General features: G+C 58.0%; 24 protein-coding genes. 19 read left to right on the top strand and 5 right to left on the bottom strand.

All coding sequences use genetic code 11. From position 1 onward, the window contains the following. Window positions 1–25: 25 nt before the first annotated feature. From FHP24_RS07750 to flgF, 3 genes are all read right to left on the bottom strand, one after another. Window positions 26–595, bottom strand: coding sequence for a hypothetical protein (locus FHP24_RS07750; protein ID WP_139675177.1), 570 nt, complete (start codon window positions 593–595; stop codon window positions 26–28). Window positions 596–597: 2 nt separating this feature from the next. Beyond that, window positions 598–1,935, bottom strand: a complete 1,338-nt coding sequence (gene fliI, locus FHP24_RS07745; protein WP_394344611.1) for a flagellar protein export ATPase FliI — start codon at window positions 1,933–1,935, stop codon at window positions 598–600. A 77-nt stretch (window positions 1,936–2,012) separates the two neighbouring features. Next, a complete protein-coding gene (gene flgF, locus FHP24_RS07740) occupies window positions 2,013–2,747 on the bottom strand; it encodes a flagellar basal-body rod protein FlgF (protein ID WP_139675169.1) in 735 nt (244 codons plus the stop codon). Between the two features lie 221 nt (window positions 2,748–2,968). Here flgF and flgB point away from each other — a divergent pair, with 221 nt between their 5' ends. From flgB to fliP, 10 genes are read left to right on the top strand one after another with little or no spacing between them, the layout of a single operon-like run. Then, entirely contained in the window at window positions 2,969–3,370 is a 402-nt protein-coding gene (flgB, locus tag FHP24_RS07735) for a flagellar basal body rod protein FlgB (protein ID WP_139676183.1), read from the top strand. Window position 3,371: 1 nt separating this feature from the next. Then, the gene (gene flgC / locus FHP24_RS07730; RefSeq protein WP_139675166.1) at window positions 3,372–3,785 is read left to right on the top strand and encodes a flagellar basal body rod protein FlgC; all 414 of its coding nucleotides are present in this window, start codon (window positions 3,372–3,374) and stop codon (window positions 3,783–3,785) included. Between the two features lie 2 nt (window positions 3,786–3,787). Further along, entirely contained in the window at window positions 3,788–4,135 is a 348-nt protein-coding gene (locus FHP24_RS07725) for a flagellar hook-basal body complex protein FliE (protein WP_139675163.1), read from the top strand. A gap of 20 nt (window positions 4,136–4,155) precedes the next feature. Beyond that, the gene (flgG, locus tag FHP24_RS07720) at window positions 4,156–4,944 is read left to right on the top strand and encodes a flagellar basal-body rod protein FlgG (RefSeq protein WP_139675160.1); all 789 of its coding nucleotides are present in this window, start codon (window positions 4,156–4,158) and stop codon (window positions 4,942–4,944) included. 21 nt (window positions 4,945–4,965) lie between these two features. Beyond that, a complete protein-coding gene (flgA, locus tag FHP24_RS07715) occupies window positions 4,966–5,454 on the top strand; it encodes a flagellar basal body P-ring formation chaperone FlgA (protein WP_139675157.1) in 489 nt (162 codons plus the stop codon). Next, window positions 5,451–6,572, top strand: a complete 1,122-nt coding sequence (locus FHP24_RS07710) for a flagellar basal body P-ring protein FlgI (protein ID WP_139675154.1) — start codon at window positions 5,451–5,453, stop codon at window positions 6,570–6,572. Before flgA ends, FHP24_RS07710 begins: the two co-directional genes overlap by 4 nt. After that, window positions 6,569–7,126: a MotE family protein gene (locus FHP24_RS07705; RefSeq protein ID WP_246091628.1), complete on the top strand. Its 558-nt coding sequence runs from the start codon at window positions 6,569–6,571 to the stop codon at window positions 7,124–7,126. Before FHP24_RS07710 ends, FHP24_RS07705 begins: the two co-directional genes overlap by 4 nt. After that, window positions 7,123–7,842 carry a flagellar basal body L-ring protein FlgH gene (gene flgH, locus FHP24_RS07700; RefSeq protein WP_139675148.1) on the top strand — a complete coding sequence of 240 codons (720 nt, stop codon included), beginning with the start codon at window positions 7,123–7,125 and terminating at the stop codon, window positions 7,840–7,842. The genes FHP24_RS07705 and flgH overlap by 4 nt, the downstream gene beginning before the upstream one ends. Before the next feature lie 34 nt (window positions 7,843–7,876). Then, window positions 7,877–8,374 carry a flagellar basal body-associated FliL family protein gene (locus FHP24_RS07695; RefSeq protein ID WP_139675145.1) on the top strand — a complete coding sequence of 166 codons (498 nt, stop codon included), beginning with the start codon at window positions 7,877–7,879 and terminating at the stop codon, window positions 8,372–8,374. Then, a complete protein-coding gene (gene fliP, locus FHP24_RS07690) occupies window positions 8,371–9,105 on the top strand; it encodes a flagellar type III secretion system pore protein FliP (RefSeq protein ID WP_139675142.1) in 735 nt (244 codons plus the stop codon). Before FHP24_RS07695 ends, fliP begins: the two co-directional genes overlap by 4 nt. A 438-nt stretch (window positions 9,106–9,543) precedes the next feature. On the opposite strand, the gene FHP24_RS07685 is transcribed toward fliP, so the two are convergent. Continuing rightward, window positions 9,544–10,005 carry a hypothetical protein gene (locus FHP24_RS07685; protein ID WP_246091627.1) on the bottom strand — a complete coding sequence of 154 codons (462 nt, stop codon included), beginning with the start codon at window positions 10,003–10,005 and terminating at the stop codon, window positions 9,544–9,546. A 382-nt stretch (window positions 10,006–10,387) separates the two neighbouring features. After that, window positions 10,388–12,316: an O-linked N-acetylglucosamine transferase, SPINDLY family protein gene (locus tag FHP24_RS07680; protein WP_139675139.1), complete on the bottom strand. Its 1,929-nt coding sequence runs from the start codon at window positions 12,314–12,316 to the stop codon at window positions 10,388–10,390. A gap of 389 nt (window positions 12,317–12,705) precedes the next feature. Between FHP24_RS07680 and FHP24_RS07675 the strand changes: the two genes are divergently transcribed. The 9 genes from FHP24_RS07675 to FHP24_RS07635 all read left to right on the top strand — a co-directional run bounded on the left by FHP24_RS07675 (window position 12,706) and on the right by FHP24_RS07635 (window position 22,666). Beyond that, the gene (locus FHP24_RS07675; protein ID WP_139675136.1) at window positions 12,706–13,587 is read left to right on the top strand and encodes a flagellin N-terminal helical domain-containing protein; all 882 of its coding nucleotides are present in this window, start codon (window positions 12,706–12,708) and stop codon (window positions 13,585–13,587) included. A gap of 319 nt (window positions 13,588–13,906) precedes the next feature. Beyond that, the gene (locus tag FHP24_RS07670; RefSeq protein WP_139675133.1) at window positions 13,907–14,791 is read left to right on the top strand and encodes a flagellin N-terminal helical domain-containing protein; all 885 of its coding nucleotides are present in this window, start codon (window positions 13,907–13,909) and stop codon (window positions 14,789–14,791) included. A 302-nt stretch (window positions 14,792–15,093) separates the two neighbouring features. Continuing rightward, window positions 15,094–15,975 (top strand): flagellin N-terminal helical domain-containing protein, encoded by an 882-nt coding sequence (locus tag FHP24_RS07665; RefSeq protein ID WP_139675130.1) that lies wholly within the window; start codon window positions 15,094–15,096, stop codon window positions 15,973–15,975. 313 nt (window positions 15,976–16,288) lie between these two features. Continuing rightward, window positions 16,289–17,254 carry a flagellin N-terminal helical domain-containing protein gene (locus tag FHP24_RS07660; RefSeq protein ID WP_139675127.1) on the top strand — a complete coding sequence of 322 codons (966 nt, stop codon included), beginning with the start codon at window positions 16,289–16,291 and terminating at the stop codon, window positions 17,252–17,254. A gap of 194 nt (window positions 17,255–17,448) precedes the next feature. Further along, a complete protein-coding gene (locus FHP24_RS07655; RefSeq protein WP_139675124.1) occupies window positions 17,449–18,090 on the top strand; it encodes a hypothetical protein in 642 nt (213 codons plus the stop codon). After that, window positions 18,083–19,402, top strand: coding sequence for a MotB family protein (locus FHP24_RS07650; RefSeq protein WP_139675121.1), 1,320 nt, complete (start codon window positions 18,083–18,085; stop codon window positions 19,400–19,402). Before FHP24_RS07655 ends, FHP24_RS07650 begins: the two co-directional genes overlap by 8 nt. A 12-nt stretch (window positions 19,403–19,414) precedes the next feature. Continuing rightward, window positions 19,415–20,665: a chemotaxis protein gene (locus tag FHP24_RS07645; RefSeq protein ID WP_139675118.1), complete on the top strand. Its 1,251-nt coding sequence runs from the start codon at window positions 19,415–19,417 to the stop codon at window positions 20,663–20,665. After that, a complete protein-coding gene (fliK, locus tag FHP24_RS07640) occupies window positions 20,662–22,137 on the top strand; it encodes a flagellar hook-length control protein FliK (RefSeq protein ID WP_139675114.1) in 1,476 nt (491 codons plus the stop codon). Before FHP24_RS07645 ends, fliK begins: the two co-directional genes overlap by 4 nt. Then, the gene (locus tag FHP24_RS07635; protein ID WP_394344610.1) at window positions 22,097–22,666 is read left to right on the top strand and encodes a lytic transglycosylase domain-containing protein; all 570 of its coding nucleotides are present in this window, start codon (window positions 22,097–22,099) and stop codon (window positions 22,664–22,666) included. The genes fliK and FHP24_RS07635 overlap by 41 nt, the downstream gene beginning before the upstream one ends. Window positions 22,667–22,833 lie beyond the last annotated feature (167 nt).

The following is a 22,833-nucleotide window of genomic DNA, read 5'->3' as shown; positions in this document are numbered from 1 at the left end:
AGTCACCGGGGAGGTCCCCAGTTACCTATTCGCCGTAAACCTTGCCTGCCGATGTGACGATTTCCCACTTGCCGTTGCGTTGCCGCAAGCCTGCCAGACGCGAGCTGTCCGGAAGCTTCGAGCCGATCTGAACGAGGAAAATCCCGCTGCCATTTTCGATCAGGGCACGGCCGTTGGCGACATGAAGCAGTTTGAATTCAGTGCCGCCGGGGAATGCCTGGTCTTCGAAACCGCCTGCATCCGATCCGTTTCCGGATGGGGCCGACGGTATCGCAGCGGTCGTCAGCCGGTCGGTCTCCATTTCGCGTAGCAGGGCGCGTTCGACTTCGTCCTGTTGCGGATCGCGCAATGCGCCGATACCGGATTCGCCCGCCGGACGTGCGTGTCTGACGTCTCGAAGCCGCTCCCAGCCGGCCACGTTGACCCCGAACTTGTCCTGATTGAAGAACACGTACCAGGGAAAGGCGGCGCACAGCATGGAGAAGCCGACGAGCGTGGCGACGAGCCAGCGATCGATCGGCTTGGTCACCGTAGCTGCTGCCGCAGAATTCTGCTTCCTGCCGGGTGTTGTTCCACCGAAGAGCCTGCTTATCATGCTCACCTCTTTCCTGCCGGCATGGGGCGATTGGTATTGCTGAGAGATGCCTTCAGGGCATTGGCGAGTTCGGTATAGGCGTCGATGACGGCCGCATCGCCAGGCGACTGCTTGAGCACGTCGTAGATGATCGGGACCTGCTTGACGGCCATGTCGAGATCGGGATCCGCGCCTGGCCTGTAACCGCCGATAAGCCTCAGATCCTTGGTCTCCTCGTAAACGCTGATCAGGCCCTTCAATCGGGAGACGAGCCGTTCCTGGTCTGTCGTCCATGCCTTGCGGGCGAGACGCGAGATCGAGGAGAGCGGATTGACCGGCGGGTACCGGCCTTCGTCGGCCAGCGCGCGATCGAGCACGATATGGCCATCAAGGATACCGCGGGTCGAGTCGGCGATCGGATCGTTGTGATTGTCGCCGTCGACGAGAATGGAGATGATTGCCGTGATCGTGCCGCTGCCCTCGATGCCGGGGCCGGCACGCTCCAAGAGGCGCGGTAGCTCGGTGAAGACGGATGCCGGATAACCGCGCGCGACCGGCGGCTCGCCGGCGGCGATCGCAACCTCGCGGATCGCATGGGCAAACCGCGTCACGCTGTCGGCAATGAACAGCACGTTCTGTCCCTGATCACGAAAATGTTCCGCGATCGTCATGCCGACCAGCGGCGCCATCTTGCGCAGCATCGGGCTTTCGTCGCTCGTCGTGACGACGATTACCGCCTTGGCGACATTGTCGCCCAGCGTGTCCTCGATGAATTCGCGCACTTCGCGGCCGCGTTCGCCGACCAGCGTTATCACCACCCGGTCGAAGGCGTCGGCCTTGGCAAGCATCGAAAGAAGCGTTGATTTACCGACGCCGGATCCGGCAAAAATGCCGAGACGCTGGCCGTAACAGATGGGAGCGAAGATATCGATCGCCTTCACCCCGGTGCGGAACGAAGTATCGACGCGCCTGCGGGTCATGGATGGCGGCGGCAGGGTGTTGATCGAACGCTTTATGGCACCTTCGCGCAACGGCCCCTTGCCGTCGATCGGCTTGCAGAGTGAGTTGATCGTTCTGCCGCACCAGCTGTCGCTTGGAGCCAGGCGGAATTCGCCTGCGCGCAAGACTAGATCATCGACGCCGATCGGTGCGCCCGGCTCGATCGGGCAGACGTAGATAAGATCGGGTTCGACACGCACGACTTCGCCCATATGCGTACCCGTCGCGCTTTGATGCGAGACGAATTCGCCAAGGCGGACATGTCTGGAAAGGCCGCTGACGGTATAATATCCGGCCGCGATCATCCTCACCCTTCCGCCCCAGGAGAGAACGCTCGAAGGGTTTGCATAATGCGCGGCCATGTCGGATAGACGGTCCAGATGGGGCATCTCGACCGGCTGGAAATCGGGTTGGGCCGTTGTCGTCATCGGTATGTTTCCTACTGGCTACCGCCCAGCGTTCTCATGGCAGACGAGAAATTGTCTTCACTCGTGCTCATCAGCGAGGAGATGCTTTCGAACGCGCGGTTCACCTGGATGAGCTGGGTCATTTCACCGATGGCATTGACGTTGGACTGCTCGAGGAAGCCCTGCATGACGCCGATGCCCATGGTATCGACAACCGCCTGCGGCGCGTCGGTGGGGATGATGCCGCTATTGTCGGCGCGGTAGAAACCCTTGTCGATGTCCACTGTAAATACACCGATCTGCCCGACGGTCCGTTCACCCTGCATGATGCGTCCGTCCTGGCCGACCTTTGGCGTAGGGGCTCTTGGATCGAGCTGTATCGGGGCACCGCCGCCATCGAGAACCGGATAGCCCTTCGTTGAGATCAGTTCCCCGGTAAGCGACATCGAAAACCGTCCGTCACGCGTGAGCACCTGGCCCTGCGGTGTCTGAACGGCAAACCATGCATCGCCCTTGACGGCAAAATCCAGCGAGTTACCGGTCTGCTCGAGTTCGCCGTTGCGCATCGACAGATAGTCGTTGCCCTGGGACACGAAGGCGATCTTGGTGTTGTTCTCGTTCTGGGTCTGGCTGAGGATCTGATCGAACTTCACCTCGGTCGAGCGAAAGCCGACGGTGTTCATGTTGGCGATGTTGTCGGAGATCGTGGTGAGGCGACGCTCGAGGGCGATCTGCGAGGAAATGCCGACATAGATACCGGATTGCATGGGTGTCTCCTGAATTACGGGATACGGCGCATGCCCCCGCGCGGGAGAGCTCTGGCGATTTCGACCGACAGTTAAGAGCCAGGGCTTGCGCGAACCTGTTTGGCTTGGCGAATGGAAAATGCCTGCAGCGGCTGGAAACTTTCAGGCGGCTCCTACCGCAAGTCCCGCGCAAGATTGTCCCTCTAGCGTCCAAGGCAACAAGATGGAGAACAACCATGACCATGCAGCCGATTCAGTTGTTCGAGCTTGCGTCTCGGCAAGCGGAATGGCTGTCCGTTCGACAGCAGGTAACCACGACGAACATCGCCAATGCGAACACGCCGAAATACGCCTCCAAGGACCTGACGCCTTTCGATGCCGAACTGAAGTCTGCAAGCGGCCTCGGATCGATGGAAATGGCAAGGACCAATTCGGCGCACATGACCGCGGACATTGCCGGCAATGGTCGGGTTGAACTCAAGGACACGAAGCTCAATCAGGAGATCGGTGTTCAGGAATCCGGCAATACAGTCGCACTGGCGACGGAAATGTCCAAGATGGGCGAGATCAAGCGTCAGTTCGAACTGAACACGCTGCTCGTTCAGAACATCAACAGAATGATGCTGACGGCATTGGGTAAATAAGATGGACGCACTGATCGCTTCGCTGAAGATTGCAGGCAGTGGAATGGAAGCCCAGTCCACCCGCCTTCGTGTCGTTTCCGAAAACATCGCAAACGCACGCACGACCGGCGACACTACGGGTGCCGATCCCTATCGCCGCAAGATCATTACCTTCGGCAACGAGATGGATCGCGCCAGCGGCATCAACATGGTGGATGTCAAGAAGATCGGCACCGATCAGGGTGATTTCACCGAAGAATACGACCCGGACCATCCCGCTGCCGATAGCAAGGGCATGGTCAAGTATCCGAACGTCAATGTGCTGATCGAAATGGCTGACCTACGCGAAGCCAATCGCAGCTACGAGGCGAACCTGCAGAGCATCAAGCAGACGCGGGATCTGATCTCGTCGACAATCGATTTGTTGAAAGGTTAATTATGATCGATAGCATTTCAAGCATCGGTGGTCTGACGAAATCCACTGGTCTCGACCAGACGGTATCCACCGGCAGCAGCCTGTCAAACATGCTGGGCGCCGCAGTCGGTACGGCCGCAACCGGTGTTGCCGGGCCGTCTTTCGGCAGCTTTCTCGCCGATGCCGCAAAGGGCGCACTCGATAGCGTGAAGCAGGGTGAGACGATGTCGTTTGCCGGCATCCAGGGCAAGGCCGACACACGCGAAGTTGTCGATGCCGTTATGGAAGCCAACCGCACGCTCCAGACAGCGGTCGCACTGCGAGACAAGGTCGTTTCGGCCTACCTCGAAATTTCCAAAATGCAGATCTAGGATAAAGAGGTTTCAAGTCTATGAGAGCACTCGCCATTGCTGCAACGGGTATGAATGCCCAGCAGACGAACCTCGAAGTCATCGCCAACAACATCGCCAACATCAACACGACCGCGTTCAAGCGCGGCCGGGCGGAGTTTACCGACCTTCTCTATCAGACCGAGCGCGCCGCAGGCGTCGCCAACCGTGCCAACCAGTCGGTTGTGCCGGAAGGTGCCAATATCGGTCTCGGCGTGCAGACGTCGGCTGTCCGCAAGCTGTTCGAACAGGGTGAGATTTCCCAGACCAGCAACACGCTTGATGCCGCAATTGTCGGCAATGGCTGGTTCCAGATCGAAGGTTCGGACGGCACGACGCTTTATACGCGCGCCGGTGCATTCAACAAGGATGCCAACGGACGTCTGGTGACGATCGATGGCCACGGCGTCATTCCCGCGATCACCATCCCGCAGGACGCCACCGAAGTCACCATTGCCCAGGACGGCACGGTTTCGGTCCGTATCGGCGAACAGGATAACATGACGCAGGTCGGTCAGCTCCAGCTGGCGCTGTTTGCCAACGATGCAGGTCTGCGCCCGCTGGGCGACAATCTTTTCTCGGTCACCGAAGCTTCGGGCGATGCGGTCGTCGCATCACCGGCGGATACCGGTTACGGCTACCTGAAGCAGGGTTACCTCGAAAGCTCCAACGTCGATTCGGTCAAGGAAATCACCGACCTGATCTCGGCGCAGCGCGCTTACGAAATGAATTCCAAGGTCATCACGACAGCGGATGAAATGGCTCAGATCGTCAGTAAGAACCTGAAATAACGGATTAAGAGGCGGGCAAACATGATGTTTCCTAGTGGAAATGCACTTCGGTCGGCTATCGGCGGGGTTACCCTGTCGCTGCTGTTCATCGCTGGTGCCGGATCGCAGGTCGCGGTTGCCCAGCCTCTTTACGCCGTCGTTCCCACATCGACGATCTTCCCCGGCGATATCATTTCCTCAAGCCAGGTGATGGAGGTCGAAGTGACCAATCCGAACCTGGCCGGTGGTTACACGTCAAGCGTCACTGATGTCATCGGCAAGGTGGCAAAGCGCACACTGGTAGCGGGAAGAACCATCCCCGCTGCTTCGTTGCGAGAGCCTTTCACAGTCGAGCGAGGCAAGGCGATCCGCATCATGTTCAACGTTGGTGGGCTGACGATTTCCGCCTCCGGATCTGCTCTGCAGGACGCCATGGCCGGAGATTCGATTCGCGTCCGTAACACTGAGAGCGGGGTTACCGTCACCGGCACGGTCAGGCCTGACGGAAATGTCGAGGTTGTCCAGAAATGATCGCTAGACTGCTAACAACAATCGTCGCCAGCGTGCTGGCGCTTTTTGCTGCGGCGTCTGTCGTCGAGGCGGCATCGAATGCGCGTATCAAGGACGTGGTCTCACTCCAGGCGGGACGTGATAACCAGCTCATCGGATATGGTCTCGTGGTCGGCTTGCAAGGCACAGGCGACGGCCTGCGGGCATCGCCGTTTACCGATCAGTCAATGCGCGCAATGCTCCAGAACCTCGGCATTTCGACGCAGGGCGGCCAGTCGGCCGCCAAGAACGTTGCGGCCGTCATGGTCACGACGAACCTGCCGCCCTTCACCAGCCCCGGTAGCCGTATCGACGTGACCGTTAGCTCTCTCGGCGACGCGACATCGCTACGCGGCGGAACACTGGTCATGACGTCGCTCACCGGTGCCGACGGTCAGATCTATGCCGTCGCGCAGGGCGCCGTCGTCGTTTCCGGCTTCTCGGCCACGGGTGCCGCGACCCAGCTCACCGAAGGCATAACCACCGCAGGCCGCATCCCCGGCGGTGCCATTATCGAACGCGAACTGCCGTCGCGCTTCAAGGATTCCGGGGCGCTCGTCCTGCAGCTGCGAAATCCGGATTTCTCCACCGCGATCCGTGTCGCGGACGTGATCAATTCCTTCTCCACCAGCACCTATCGCATGCCGATTGCCGAAGCCCGTGATTCTCAGGTCGTTTCGGTACAGAAGCCTCCGCAGGAGGATCTGGCCCGTCTGATGGCGCGCATCGAGAACCTTGCCGTCGAAACCGATACGCCTGCCAAGGTGGTCATCAATGAACGCACCGGAACCATCGTCATCGGTGCCGATGTTCGTATATCGAAAGTCGCGGTCAGCTACGGAACATTGACGGTTCAGGTCACTGAGACGCCGCAGGTCATCCAGCCGCTGCCTTTCTCGCGCGGCGAGACCTACGTCCAGCCGCAGACGGATATCACGGCTGAGAAGACAGGTGGCCCGGTTGCGGTCCTCGAAGGTCCGGATCTGCGGTCGCTGGTTGCAGGGCTCAACAGCATCGGCGTCAAGCCTGATGGGATTATCGCGATCCTCCAGGGGATCAAGTCTGCAGGTGCACTGCAAGCGGAGCTGGTACTGCAATGATTGGCCCAGATACTTCATCACCGTCTCGGTTACGGCCTTGGGAGCGTTCCTCGGTGGCTCTTCCGGTGCTGGCTCTCCTCGGGTTGCTTGTTGCCTTGCCCTCGGCCGACGCCCAGGAACAGGTCCGCGACACGTCCGGCCTGACGAGCGAGAACGAGGTTCAGCAATTCTGCGGCAACATTGCCGACGCTGCGCGTGATCGCCGTTATGCTTTGCAGAAGCAGGACCTTGAGAAACTTCAGGGCGAGGTCAACGACCGCATCGCCGTCATGGAAACCCGCAAGGCCGAATATGAAGACTGGATCGGCCGGCGCAACGAATTCATGAAGCAGGCCGAAAACGGCCTCGTCGATATCTTCAAGACCATGAAGCCAGACACTGCCGCCCCGCAGTTGGCAGAAATGCAGGCAGGGCTTGCCGCCGCTATTGTCATGCGGCTTCCGCCCCGCCAATCCGGCCTGATATTGAGTGAAATGGATGCCAAGAAGGCTGCGGCCGTCGCCTCCATCATCGCCAGTGCAGCGGATCCCAACACGTCGAAAGATCCGTCATGACCAAACTCGCACCCGCACTCCTCGCGACCGTCGCGCTTCTTTCAGGATGCTCACAAACGCCCCAGACGATCAGGGAGGTCGGCAATGCGCCGTCGATGAGCCCGATCGGCAGCGGGTTGCAGTTCAGCCAGGCCCCGCAGCTCGCCTCCTATCCGAAGCGTCCGCACAACATGAACAACGGCTACTCGATCTGGAGCGACAGTCAGGCCGCCCTGTTCAAGGATGCGCGCGCGCTCAATATCGGTGACATTATGACTGTCACGATCAAGATCAACGACAAGGCGGATTTCGATAATCAGACGAAGCTCGAAAAGAGCAACGACCGCACCACGGCCTGGAAGGCCGATGCGACCATCTTTGGATGGAAGCCCAGCACCGATTCCTCTTTCGGTTTCAACGGCGAATCCAATTCGGACGGCAAGGGGTCTACCACCCGGTCCGAGCAGTTGAATCTGCTCGTTGCGGCAGTCGTGACCGGCGTTCTTGAAAATGGTAATCTGCTGATCAGCGGTTCGCAGGAAGTACGCGTCAACAACGAGATCCGTATCCTCAACGTTGCCGGTATCGTCAGGCCGCAGGATGTCGATTCAGAGAACGAAATTTCTTATGAAAAGATCGCCGAAGCACGCATCTCCTATGGCGGCCGTGGCCGCGTGAGCGAAATTCAACAGCCGCCCGTCGGCCAGCAGCTCATGGATCTGTTCTCGCCGATCTGAGGTATGCTGGCATTTTGCCAAGGAGTGAAACCAAATGGCTATCACGGCTGAGGACGAAACCGTCCCGAAGAAAAACACGCTCATTCCGATGGTTGGCGCTGTGGTGCTGTTGTCTTTGGTGGGCGGCGGTGGCGGCTGGCTGACCGGCAAGCTGATTGCGCCGGCCCCGAAGCCGGCCGAAGCAGCGGCAAGCACGCATGCAGCCGAGGGAGAAAAGAGTGGTGAGGGCGAAAAGACTGCACCAGCTGTATCCAATCTCCTAGAACTGACGCCGATCCTGACCAATATCGGCTATCCGGCCGAAAACCTCATTCGCCTGCAGGTGGGGCTGGTTTTCGATGGTCCGCCCGATCCGGCACTGGCCGAAACGGTCAATCAGAATATCGTTGCCTATCTGCGAACCTTGTCGCTGCAACAACTGCAGGGGCCGCGTGGATTCACATATTTGAAGGGCGATCTCGAGGAGATTGCTAGCTTGCGCTCCCAGGGGCGTGTAACAAAGGTCCTGATTAGGACTTTTGTTGTCGAATGATTCGTCTCGCGATTTTCGTTGCCGTATTGGCTTTGGCGCCCGGTCTGGCGCATGCGCAGCAGTTGCAGGATCTGATCAACGTCCCAGTTGATGGTTCGGCAGCAGCCTGGATTGTTCGCACCTTCGGTTTGCTGACGGTCCTGTCCGTTGCGCCGGGCATCCTGATCATGGTGACGAGCTTCCCGCGCTTCATCATTGCCTTTTCTATCTTGAGAACGGGCATGGGGCTTGCCACTACGCCGTCGAACATGATTCTCACCAGCATGGCGATGTTCATGACGTTCTACGTCATGTCGCCGACGCTTGAGCAATCCTGGCGCGACGGCATTCAGCCGATGCTGCAGAGCCAGGTGACGGAAGCCCAGGCGGTCGAGCGAACGGCGGAACCGTTCCGCACCTTCATGATGGCGAATACCCGTCCGAAGGATCTGGCCCTGTTCGTCGATCTGGCCACCGAACGCGGGCAGCAGACCTCCGAGAACGACAGGCCCTATTACCGCGTGCTCGTTCCGGCATTCATGCTGTCGGAGATTCGCCGCGGCTTCGAGATCGGCTTCCTCATCGTTCTGCCGTTTCTCGTCATCGATATGGTGGTCGCCACGATCACCATGGCCATGGGCATGATGATGCTTCCGCCGACCTCGATCTCTCTGCCGTTCAAGATCCTGTTTTTCGTCCTTATCGACGGCTGGAACCTTCTTGTTGGCTCCTTGGTCCGATCGTTCTCCTGAAATATTGAAATCGTGCGTTAACTCCGCCCGGCAAGCCTGCCGGATAGAGCTATTTGTCTATCATTTTTGAATGTTGGAAAGCTCTCGGTCTCGGCAACGAGACTGTCTCCGCACCGCTTCATCCGGATTGCACGAAGTCGTCCGCGTTCAGCCCTGCGGCACAGCACGCCCAATTTTTCGTCTCTACATGCCAGTGTGCTTTATAGCGCACTGGCGCTCGTGCCTGGCCGGCCTGGGATCGGGTTTGACCGGTCACGGATGCGATTTGTCGTCTATGCCACTTGAGCTCGTATAACGGCGAGATATGAGGGCTGCACAGGGAAAGGTCTGTCGAAAAGGCGGAGGCGCCATAAACGCAAATTGCCGCACACGGGGCGCGGCAACGGGTGAATGACGCAAAGGCCCTTCCAGCGGTCGCCGGAAGGGGCAGCGCTTGTCTTAATGATGGGCTTGGCTGCTCAGTTCCAGGGCTGCCCGCGTCTTGGTGTTATGGAAGGTCACCTTCTTGAGGCTGTCTGCCAGAATGGAGGTGTTCTCCTTCGGATCGGCAGACGGGCTATGGAAGTTGATGTAATTGATCGAGATGCTGGCTTTGTCTGCTTCCAGCTTCAGTCGGCTGTAGATCGTGATGCCCGGGGGATTGATCTCCAGGTCGAGCGTGATCGACGGGTAGGCCGACCAATCCATCGCATAGTCCCCGCCGACACCGAAGCGCACGGTTCCCGGATGGAAATAGAGTTCGGCAGCAGAATCGACCAGATCAGCGATGCTGCTGTGATACTCGAAATGAAGAAGCGAAATGAGGTCGGCTGCATCGAGCAACCTCAGTTCGGCCGCCAGAGGGCCAATGGCCTTGGCAAGGATTTCTTCGCGTTCGATGGAGTAGGGGCATGTTTTCATAATGAGCCGTCTAGCCAGTTTTTATGGTTAACATTGTATTCGGGCCGTCACGAGATCCCTGAACGTCAGAGGATCGCTCGGTCATAAAGTTAGTGCATGAGGCTTGCGCAAAAATGGAGTATTGAATTTAAAAGGAAATTCGACATTCCAGATTTCGTCTGACCATGGTGGCGCAGTTTATCGCGCCGGATTTCGGTCGCCAGTTTCGATCAGATTTGGTACCGGGTTGTCATGATGCGCCTCACACGCATCTCGGCAATGATGCTCGGCTCCGGACGAATGGTTGTCGGGGCTGGTGCACATCTGGGCAGCATCATGCTTGGATTTTGTCGGACGCAGCGCTCAATGCGCGTCCGGCCAGGCTTCTGCCTGGCGGGGATCGTCAGTCAAGCTTTTCCATGAAAGGCTCGGTGCGTGTCGGCAGGGACGCGACATCGATGTGATCGGGCTTCAGGCCTTGTCTGGCGCGATCGGCCATCATTTCGTAAGCCGTTTCGAGATGCCGGCAGAAGCGCTCGGCGTCGAATAGCGGGCTCTTGAGACGATTGTCTTCCAGACGCTGTCTCAGCGGCTTGATGAGCTCGGGATTGTTTCCGAACTCGACTGCCTTGCGTAGATAGTCGTCCTTGTTCTCCGCAATCAGTTCAGGCAGATCGATCGCGTGAAGCAGGCTTTCGCTGACGCGCGAGGCGAAGTTGGTACCCTTGTAGGTCAGGACCGGCAGGCCAGCCCAAAGCTGCTCCGATGTCGTCGTATGGCCGTTGACGGGGTAGGTATCGAGCCCGAGATCCGCAAGCGGGATACGATTGAGGTGGTGCTCGAAATGCATCTTGGTCATGAAGAGGATGCGCTTGGCGGGTACACCACTGGCAACAAGCTTCTTCTGGATGTTGATCCGGCCTTCGGCGTTGTTGGTCATGATCCACAGAACGCCGTTGGGAGTGGACTTCACGATCGCCGCCCACAGATCCAGCATTTGCGGCGTAATCTTGCGGTTCGAGTTGAATGACGCATAGATGAATGCGTCTTCGGGAAGTCCCACTTCCTTGCGCGTCATTGGCTTGGCAAGCGGCCTGTGAATTGGATCGTTCGGCTGATAGGTTTCCGGCAGCCGGCAGAACTTCTCGTAATAGTGCGGCTTCGAACTGTCCGGCAGCACGAATTTGTCACCGATGGCATAATCGAGATCGACGTTGACGGTGGAGCCCGGGAAGCCCAGCCAGGCGACCTGGATGGGTGCTGCCTGCATGTTGAAGACGGTATTGCGGGTACCGATCGTATGGCCTTTCAGATCGACGAGGATGTCGATATTGCGGGATTTGATCTCGGCCAGGATTTCCTCGTCGCTCATATCCCGAACGGTGACCAGATTGCCCCATTCTTCGCGGTTGGCCTCGTTGCTCGCGAGCATCTTTGGATCGGAGTGGCAGAACAGCGTTACGTCGAAGCGATCCCGGTCGTGCAATTCGAACACACGGCGGATCAGCTTCATCGTCGCGTGCTTGTCGAAGAGGTCGGAGGACAGATAGCCGATACGGATCTTGTCTCCCCATGTGTGGGGCATCTGATGGCGGAGTGCGGTCATCTCCGGAGAGAATTTCGGCGTGTTGCTGCGAGCAAGCTGGTTCAGGTGCTCGTCACCGGTCCAGTGGAGGTTGAAGAACGTTCCGTCCATCTTGACGAAATCTGTCTCACCCGAAGCGATAGCCGCGTCGATGATCGGCTGGTGACGCTCTACTGCGTCATACTTGCTGTGCTCGCGGCTGAAGGTGAGATACATTAGCCGCACTGGATGGCTGGTGGGAATCCGGCTCAACAGCACACGGGCGGTCTCGATGTCGGAAGGATCGAACAGATCCCAAGTGTTCAGCGAGATCCGGGCGCCTAGCAGCATATGCGGCAGTTCTTTGCTCCGAATAAGCACCGTCTTGAACACGCGGGCGATGCGGGCCTGACCGCGCTCGACCAGAAGCGATGCCACGATGAAAGCCAACTCAGGATCGCGGGTCAGTTTTGGCAGGATCCGGTTGGCCAAAGCCAAAGCCTTTTCCTTCTCGCCCAACTCGAAATACAGCCTGATGGCGTCGATCAGATTGTCTTCGGAGTGTTGGCCTCCAAGCTCGGCTGCGAGCTGGAAAGCCTGAGCGGCTTCCGCCTTGTGCTTCAGTTGCTTCAGCGTCCGGGCAAGCAGCATATATGTACGAGCGTCTTTCTGAACGTCGAGCAGCTTGTTGATCGTAACGAGTGACGAAGTGTAGTCGCCGCTGCGGAAATGCTGGGACGCGGCTTTGTAGCTGATCTCGGTCAACATCTGCTCCGTATTTTCATTGCCGTGCCAAGTCTGCCTGTCGATCGCAGAATCCGGTTGGCGGGCAACGCAAGAAATCCATCCGACTTTGCTATCCGTCGAAGCTTGCTTGAAACCGGTGTGCGTTGACCGGCGGCGCGAAAAACAACCGGTCGAATTATGTTTAACGTTATTCGTGATGCGTTAACCGTTTGTTTACTACGTCTCAGCATCAGCGGCGACTCACCCCCAAAATTAAGACTGTGGCAACTCTTGGCTGGCTAATTTGATCCTGCGACGGGTTGGTGTCCTAAACGATTAAACGGAACCGAGTGGCATGATGTCGGACCGTCGCAGCCGATTAAACCCCGGCATGTCCTCACCGTTTGTTTTCAGTCTTTAGGGGACACTTCATGTCTAGCATCAACTTCAATGCCGGCGCTACTTCGGCTCTCGAAACTCTCCGTAACATCAACAAGGATCTGCAGAAGACGCAGAACAGCGTCTCGACCGGCGAGCGCGTAAACTCCGCTGCTGATGGCGTTTCCTACTGGTCCATCGCGACCACGATGAAGTCGGACAACAAGGCTCTCGGCGCTGCTTCCGACGCACTCGGCGTTGGCGCTGCCAAGGTCGACACTGCTTACGCTGCTACGGAAAGCGCAATCGACGTCGTTAACGAAATCAAGGCCAAGCTGGTTACCGCTTCCGAAAGCTCTTCCGACAAGGACCAGATCAACCTGGAAGTCGAAAAGCTTCAGGAACAGCTGACTGCAATCGGCAAGGCTGCATCGTTCAACGGCGAAAACTGGCAGATTTCCGGTTCCAACACATCGACTGAAGCCAAGGTTGTCGACGGCTTCGTCCGCGAAGACAGCGGCTCGGTCAAGATCACCACGGCCAGCTTCAACCTCGAGAGCTATGCAATGTTCTCGACGCTTTCAAGCGACGTCGGCAGCGGTGGCATTCTCGGCGCTGTCATGACTATCGCTCTGACCTCGGCTTCCACGCAGGGCGTCATCGACGGCTTCATGGACACCGTCGAAACCGCACTGGCAGGTCTGACGGATGCCGGCGCCGCCCTCGGCGCACTGACGAGCCGTATCACCCTGCAGGACGAATTCGCTTCCAAGATTTCGGACGCAATCGACTCGGGCGTCAGCCGCCTCATCGACGCCGACATGGAAGAAGAATCGGCCAAGCTTTCGGCACTCCAGACCCAGCAGCAGCTCGCTGTTCAGTCCCTGTCGATCGCAAACTCTTCGGGCCAGAACATCCTGCGTCTGTTCCAGTAATCACTGGCAGCAATCTGAATTGGGGCCGCACCTTCAAGGTGCGGCCCTTTTCGTTTTGAAGCCTTGAATTCCGGCGGGAATGCACTGGAAAACCGCAGATATTAACAGGAAGTAAATGCTTAAAAATTAACGGGAAGTAAATGAATTCATAGAGATTTTTTCTTTTGGCGTTGGGAAATTGTTAACCTTAACAGTGTCTACTCGGCTCATCAAAACGACGGGCCGAAATTAACGGTTTCCGGCAAGCATGACGCTGACTGTCGTTCCCGGCGAAATCCGGAATGTCCCTTCAAATCACAGTGCCAAAGGGGCAACTTTTATGACCAGCATTCTGACCAACACCTCCGCCATGTCCGCTCTCGCAACGCTGCGGAACATCAATAGCGATCTCGCCGACACGCAGAATCGCGTTTCGTCTGGTTATCGCGTTGGCGAAGCATCCGACAACGTTGCCTACTGGTCGATCTCCACGACCATGAATTCCGACAACAAGGCACTTAACGCTGCTCAGGACGCACTCGGCGTCGGCGCTGCCAAGGTCGACACCGCTTACGCTGCAACCGAAAGCGCCATCGACATCGTCAACGAGATCAAGGCCAAGCTGGTTACCGCTTCCGAAAGCTCGACCGACAAGGAACAGATCAACCTGGAAGTCGAGAAGCTGCAGCAGCAGCTCACCGCAGTTGCTCAGGCCGCATCCTTCTCGGGCGAAAACTGGCAGATTTCCGGTTCCAACACCACGACGGAAGCCAAGGTTGTTGACGGCTTCATCCGCGAAGATAACAGCTCGGTCAAAATCACCACTGCAAGCTTCAATCTCGAAAGCTATGCAATGTTCGAGACCCTGGCCAGCGACGTCGGCAGCGGCGGTATTCTCGGCGCAGTCATGACCATTGCTCTGACCTCGGCTTCGACCCAGGGCGACATCGACGGCTTCATGACCACGGTTGAAACTGCTCTGTCGAGCCTGACGGATGCCGGCGCAGCTCTCGGCGCGCTGACCACCCGTATCGACCTGCAGGACGACTTCGCTTCCAGCCTCTCCGACGCTATCGAATCGGGCGTAAGCCGCCTCGTCGATGCAGACATGGAAGAAGAATCAGCCAAGCTTTCGGCTCTCCAGACGCAGCAGCAGCTCGCCGTCCAGTCGCTGTCGATCGCCAACTCTTCTTCGCAGAACATCATGACGCTGTTCCGCAGCTAAAAAAAATCCGGTTTCGGAAATCAGGGTCGCACCATGGTGCGGCCCTTTTTTACGTCTTGTTTTTATTCGTTAATTTTGTCTTTGCACAATCAATGGCTGTTATTGTTTTGTTCATTCGTGTTAACGGCACCGGACGATCGTTAACCTTCTATTAACCGTGATCGGTTTTTCTCCTCGTCATTGAAACAGCGGGCCGGACAGCAGCGAACGCGCAACGTCCTCCGGCCAGGCATGAAGCTGATCGCGTTTACCGGTCCACGCCGGAATGTCCCTCCCAACCGAGAGCCAAGGGGCAATTTGAGATGACGAGCATTTTGACAAACACTTCCGCGATGTCGGCACTGCAGACGCTTCGCGCTATTGGCAGCAGCCTTGCCGACACCCAGGATCGCGTCTCTTCCGGCTTCCGCGTGAGCGAGGCTGCCGATAACGTCGCCTACTGGTCGATTTCCACGACCATGAATTCCGACAACAAGGCGATCAACGCTGCCAAGGACGCTCTCGGCGTCGGCGCCGCCAAGGTGGATACAGCTTATGCCGCGATGGAAAGCGCCATCGATGTCGTCGACGAGATCAAGGCGAAGCTTGTAACCGCGACGGAAGAATCTACAGATAAAGACCAGATCAACCTTGAAGTTGAGAAGCTGCAGGAACAGCTGAGCGCGATTGCTCAAGCCGCCTCATTCTCCGGCGAGAACTGGATGGTCGCTGCGGATGATGCTTCCAACACGGTTGTCGTCGATGGCTTCATCCGCAACTCCGATGGTACGGTGAAGGTTACGACCGCCGAATTCAAGGTTGCCTCCTACGCGATGTTCGGCACCATCAATGCCGGTGTCGGCGAAGAAGGAATTCTTGGCAGCGTGATGAGCATCGCTTTGACAAGCTCGTCCACCACCGGCGATATCCAGGTCTTCCTCGATCAGGTAGAAGCCGCTCTCTCCAGCCTGACGGATTCGGGCGCCGCCCTCGGCGCGCTGATTACCCGCATCGACCTGCAGGACGACTATGCGGCCACCCTGTCGGATGCAATCGAAACAGGCGTAAGCCGACTGGTCGATGCAGACATGGAAGAGGAATCGGCAAAGCTCTCGGCACTCCAGACGCAGCAGCAGCTTGCGATCCAGTCGCTGTCGATTGCCAACTCCTCCTCGCAGAATATCCTCTCGCTCTTCCAGGGCTAAGGGCTCGAAGATTTTCGAAGCTGACAATAGATTTCGGGCCGCGTTTCAAAGACGCGGCTCGATCCGTATTAAGCAAAATCAACGGCTTCGGCCGGCTGCCGATCGACAGGTCTCAGGGGCGTTATGCTGGCGCAAGGTTGTTTGCGTCTTGTCCGAATCGTAGGTTTTCATTAACCTTCGCGTGCTGGCTGGAACGCCATGCCAGAAAACTTGAAGTGACGCGCTTGCCAGATGGCAGGCAGCATGAAGTCGATGCGTCACAGCCGGATTACGTAACCGGCATGTCCTGATTCCGAACATAGGTGGTTAGAATATGTCAAAAATCATGACGGTTGGTTACGTGCAGAGCGCGCTGCAGACCCTTCTTTTCGCGAGCGATAATCTCGAGGAAACCCAGAAGCGGACAGCATCTGGTCTGGAGGTTGCTTCTGCCGCAGATAATGCCGGTTACTGGTCGGCGGCCACCAACATGACATCTGACCAGAGTGTTCTCGGCAGTATCGGAGACGCGCTCAATCTCGGTGCGTCGAAGCTCGATACCGCCTATGGGGCCGTGACCTCCTCCATCAGCATTCTGGATGAAATAACCAGTCAGCTGGTTACCGCCTACGAGGAGGGGACAGATAGAGATGCATTGAATGCCCGCATTGGCTCGCTCAAGGAAAACCTCAGTTCCGTGCTTCAGGCGGCGACGTTCTCCGGTGACAATTGGCTCTACAATTCCGATGAGGTGCTCGGTGCATCGAAGTCGATCCCGACTGCTTTTCAGCGCAGTGTTTCGGGTGCGGTATCGCTCAGCTATGTCTCGGTCGAAACCGCGGATACGACGCTGATCGATTCCGCGAATGCCAATCGCGGGCTTCTGACTGCTTCGATCGACGCCAACACATTGAATTCCGATGGAACTTCGACACCCCGCAACTATTACCTGCTTGATGTGGATTCGACCGTTGCGACGACCGGCACGCAGATTGCAGTATCCGATGCCACCAGTTCGAGCGAGCTGGACGATATGATTGTCGTCATTGGCCATCTGACTGACAAGCTCAACCAGCTGGCGAGCAATCTTGGCACGGTCTCTTCCCGTGTCGATCAGCAGACCGGTTTTGTCAAATCTCTTCAGGATGTACTCGACAAGGGCGTTGGTCGCTTGGTTGATGCGGACATGGAAGAAGAATCCACCAAGCTGGCCGCCTATCAGACACAGCAGTCGCTCTCGGTACAGTTGCTCTCCCTGCTCAACAGCCATCAGCAGAGCTCGCGGGTTCTTTTTAGCTGATACCGTTTGGCGGGTCTTCATCTTCGCACAAGTTTGGCATCGTAGCTGGTTTCTGGCGATGATGCGTCCATTCCCGGATGCGTCTCGCCGATCGCTTCGAAGCGAGCGGCAAACGCACGAAGGAAGGGTCAACTTGTTCATTTCTGAGGTAAGCCTTTTCATTATCTGCATGTCGGCTCGATAGGGATGTTTCCATGAGTGTGCCGCTTGCCCGTTATTTGAAGGATTTTGGCGCCCCGCAGCCGAAGCCGCTGGAGTTCGTCTCCGACTTCGATTTTTCAGAAAACAACTTCGACCTGCCGGAAGTGCCGCTGGAGCCTGCCGTCGATATCGAGGAAGAAAAGAGCAAGGCGCGTGCCGAAGGCTACGAGGCTGCCTCTCTTGAGATGACCGAGCGCCACGAACAGCAGCTGGCGCAGATTGCTGCGGAACATCGCGCTGAAATCGAAGCGCTGACCGTCAAATACGAGGGCGTGGTTGCCGAGCGCGTAGAGGCCTTCCTCAAAGAGATGAAGGTATCGGTCGCGGATGCTGTGGACAATTCGGTGGCACGTGTCCTGCGGCCTTTCGTCCAGGAAGAGGTCGCTCGCGCTGCCGGAGCTAAATTTGCTGCCGATGTTGCCGAGGAAATCGGGCAGGGCAGGACGGTGAAACTCTCGGTGAGAGGGTCCGAAACATTTATCGAAATGATGCGCAAGCGGCTCGATCCGCTGGTGACCGAAGTCGAATACGGGGACTCGGCGGAAATCGACATGACGCTGGAAGTCGGTGACTCGATTCTTGTGACGCGTCTGAAGACTTTTGTCGAAGCGATGGAAGAGCAGATAGATGAGTGAAAGTCACCATCACGGCAAGAACGAGATCATTGTCGTAAAACGCCACAAGGGTGATCACGAAGGTTCCCATGGCGGCGCCTGGAAGATCGCCTATGCGGACTTCATGACGGCGATGATGGCATTCTTCTTGGTCATGTGGCTCGTCAACGCCTCCAATGAAGAAACCAAGGCTTCGATCGCAAGCTACTTCAATCCGATCAAGCTGACGGACGAATCGCCGAGTTCCGATGGCGTCAAGGAGCCGGCAAAGAACGCGCAGGGCGAACAGGACGGCCAGAAGTCGGACATCGCAGCCGACAAGACGCAGGACGGTTCCGCCGCTGCCTCCGGCGAGGATCTTACGGCGTCCTCCGGCGAAAACACGAGCTTTTCGGAAGAAGCATTCTTCGAAAATCCCTATGCTGTCCTGGCGGAGATCGCACAGGAAGTCGGCCAGCAGGCCAATGTCAGCGTCAAGGGCGAGGGCGGTGCGGCAAATTCCGGTCCATCGACAGGTGCTTCCGGCGGTGAAGCATATCGCGATCCGTTCGACCCCGATTTCTGGAGCAAACAGGCCTCTGCATCGCAAAACGGGCAGAACGGCGCAGTCGCGGTGACGCAGGACAGCAGCTTGCCGCAGGCTCCGGATGCGAAGCCGATCGAGACGGCCGCAGCCCAGGTCCAGTCCCAGAAACAGGCTGAGGCCCATAACCAATCTCCGTCGACCGCGCAGGCGCCTGCCGACCTCTCTGCCCAGCAGCAGATCGCAGCGCTTCAATCGGCGAAAACCACCACTGAGGCGAAAGCCCGGCAGGAGGAAAAGCCCTATGACGGCGCTCCCGAGCCAGATCGCCCTGAAGCAACGGCGCAGGAAACTGAGAAGGCAGATGAGCTCAAGGAAGAACTCGTCAAGGCTCTGACCGGAGTACCGGGAAAGCTCTCCGAGGGCATCGTCGTGACGCCATCCGAGGGCGGCATGCTGGTTACCATTTCCGATCAGGCGGGAACGCCGATGTTCGATCTCGGATCGGCCGTCCCGCGCAGGGAGACGATCCTGGCTATGGAGAAGGTCGCCGCAGTTCTAAAGGAGAAGGCCGGTTCCATCGTCATTCGCGGTCATACGGACAGCCGGCCCTATCGTGGCGGAAATGCCGACAACTGGACGCTCTCGATGGATCGCGCCCATGCCGCCTATTTCATGCTTCTGCGTGGCGGCCTCGATGATACCCGGGTGAAGCAACTGTCCGGTTTTGCCGATCGCCGTCCGCAGGTGATGGATAATCCCGAGGACGGAGCCAATCGCCGCATCGAAATCCTGATCGCCGATGGTTGAGGGTAAGCGCTGATGTTCGCTCGTAGACACTGGTTTGTCCGTTCCGCGTTTCTTGCAGCCGCACTGGCTGCAGGAGTGGCCGAAACGCGCGCCCAGGACCAGTCGCTCGACGCCTACAAGATCCTGAGATCCCTGCAGTTCGTCCAGGATTCGCTGGTTCTTGGGGATCATTCCGCTTCCGAGCTTCAGCGCTACCTGATCGATTCACTCGACAAGAGATTGAGAGCTGCCGACAACGGCACGCTTGCGGATAGCCGCAATGCCGACGCGGTCTTCGTTTATGTTATGAGCGGCGGTAATCCCGCGACTTTGAACTTCCTGGCATCCCGCGACACCCAGGGTTATCTCGACGCGCGGGTTGTCAACGTGCTGCAGAAATATCTCGACGGCCGGGGCGCGCAGGTCGCAAGCTCGATTGCTTCCCTCTCCGAGGAATATCAGGGTTCTCCGATAGGCCCCTATCTCAATCTGGTCGCCGGCAACGTCAATTACCCGACGGATCCGACCGCTGCGTTGATTTTCTATGATCGCACGCGCGTCGATGCACCAGGCACGATCCTGGAGGAGGCCGCTCTGCGCCGCTCCATCGTGGCCAGCGCAAGCCTCAAGAACGTCGACCGTGCCTTCGGTTATTCCGTGCGCTATGCGCGGCGTTTCCTGCACTCGCCTTATGCCAGCCAGTTTGCCGATCTGTTTGTGGATCTGGCCGTAACCAACGATCCGGGGCTGGGGCACGATCGGATTTCCGAAGTAGCGGACCTGATGGACCCGGACCGAGCCCAGGAGCTTTACCTGCGCATATCGCGGTTGGCGACGCTGAAGGGCAAGTATGACCTGGCAAGCTATACGGCGGAACAGGCACGCAAGCTGAACGACGTGCTCAGCGGCAAGGGACGTGCGGTTCTTCCGGGCCTCTACGAGCATATTGCCAAGGTTCCGTCCTCGAATGTCTCGGCGATAGTCGAACAGCTTTCGTCCATTCCCCGGGATGGTCTTTCCGACCGCGACCGAGCGCTTCTGGACGCCGCACAGCGCGTCGGCGAAGAGATCGTCAGGCCCGTGGAAATCAGCGGTAGCGGCGCCGAGGTTGTCGATGGTGACATCCAGACTGCCGATGCCCGACCTGATCCGACCACCGCGGGGTCAGTCGTGCCGAATGCATCGACCGCGACAAATGCGGCCGTTGACGACTTCGTTACGCAAGGTCGAAACAAGCTGGGTGAGATAGATTCGCTTCTTTCGGAGGAGATTGGGGACCGATGATGAATGTAGTGAACAACGCCTTGCCGGCGGGCGCGGATGTTTCAACGGCAGCCTCTTCCGCGTCCAACAAGGGAACGCGTTCTGCCAAGGACGACGGTTTTGCAAAGACGCTTAACTCCTACGGCGACGGGCAGAGCCAGCGTGGCAAAACCGGTTCCGCTTCGAGCGACGATAGCGCGGCGACCACGACTCAATCCGATCAGGGCGAGGCCGGAACCGATGCCACTACGTCGCAGGCGTCTTCAGGTACTCGTCCATTCGCGATGACCGTTGAATCCATGCTGTCGAAGGCGACGGCACTGCCTTCGGATCCGGTTACCCCGGAGACGGTCATCGAAATTCCGGTCGAGGCACCAGAAGCGGCACAACAGGCACCTGTCGATGGCGCCGATCTCGATACGGCGACGGACTTGCTGGCAGACCTGCAGGCAGCCATGCCCGCCAACACGAAAGGTCAGGGTAACACGGTTCGCAGCACCACCGCGGATCAGGCCAAGACCGACCAGACGGATACCGATGCAGCCGATCCTGACGCGGCGGATGATGCGCTGGCACTGCTTCAGGCGCTGCCGGATGTCGCGGCTGCCCAGACCGCGCAGTCCGACGTGGTCGGCGATCAACAGACGACGCAGACGCCGTCCACTGAAATCGATGTGGGTTCGTTAGCATCGCAGGCCGGTAACGCAGCTCAGCCGTTGAAGGACGCGGCGCCCGAAATGACCACGAATACGGCGGCATCGGATGTCGGCAAGGCCGTCAAGAGCAGCGCAGCAGCGGCCGCGGAAGCGGTCCCGGCTGTTCGTGATGCGCTGGAGCATGACAGCGAAGTTTCGGCCGACATCGAAACGCCTGCCGTGCAGGTGACCGAGAACCGGCGTTATATCGGCATTGCACCGAGCTCGAACGCGGTCTCATTGGCAACCGCCTTCGGCCAGGATCCTGACTGGTCGGCTGCGATGAACCCAAGCGCCAAACTGTCCAACGAGGCGCTTTACGCCAGCACGGGTAAAGTGGTGAACACGCTCAAGATCGAGCTGAACCCCAACGATCTTGGACATGTGACAGCAACCATGCGCATGGTCGGCGAAGAGCTGAACATTCACCTGACGGTCGAAAGCAGCAAGGCCTACAGGCAGCTCCTCCACGACAGCTCGTCGATGCTCGATAACCTCAAGGCACAAGGTTACAGCGTCGATCAGATCACGGTCAGCATTGCCAGCGGAAGCAGCTCGACATCCTCTGACAAGGGCAGTGATTCGTTTGCCAACGGCCGTCAGTCCTCCGATATGGGACAGGCGCAGCAGCAACAGCAACAGAACGGCCGCCAGGGCGGCAGCACGACGACTGGCCACCTGACGGATACGTCGGAAACAGGCGCCCGTGGCAGCTCCTCTGGAGGTAAGGATGAAGGTTTGGCTCAAGGCGCGGGTTCTGGCGGCGCTGGTGCTCGTCCCGATACCGTTTATCTCTGATCCGGGAGAAGCCGCGGTCGGGGCCAGTCTCGCATGTGAACGACAGATACAGCATGCTGCCGCACAATACGGTATTCCCGAAGGAATACTCTATTCTGTCGGTCTCACCGAGACAGGGCGAAAAGGCTCGCTCAGTCCTTATGCCCTGAACGTCGAAGGCAAGGCCTTTTTTCCGGGCTCGTTGCAGGAGGCATTTACCCAGGTTGCCACGTCGCGGGGGCAGGGCGCCAAGCTGATCGATATCGGCTGCATGCAGATCAACCTGATGTATCACGGCGCGGAGTTTGCCTCTCTGCAGGATATGTTCGATCCGGCCCAGAACGTTGCCTATGCCGCTCGTTTTTTACGCCAGCTCTATGATCGGCACGAAACCTGGACGATGGCGGTCGCGCGTTATCACGCTGGGCCGAACAACGATCCGGCGCAACAGCGATACGTATGCCGCGTGATCGCCAACCTCGTTGCATCGGGCTATGGGCAGTGGACTTTAGGAGCCACGAATTTCTGCGCTGGCGGCAACTGGAAGTAGATTGCCTCTTGGTTCTACCTCCTGCCTTCAATCCGGCAGCAATGAGGCATGTCAAACATGCCCGTGCTGAATCCTGTTATGAATCTGTCAGATTCCCCCAGAAAAATTGTGTCTCTGTCGATTTTACCCACTAGATGTGGGGCAAATCGGAGTGCCATGGTTAATCA

The sequence above is a fragment of the Aliirhizobium smilacinae genome (genome assembly GCF_006335145.1).
Lineage (GTDB): Bacteria > Pseudomonadota > Alphaproteobacteria > Rhizobiales > Rhizobiaceae > Neorhizobium > Neorhizobium smilacinae.
Note: the sequence above shows the minus strand (reverse complement) of the source record. Positions and strands in the feature narration are given on the sequence as shown.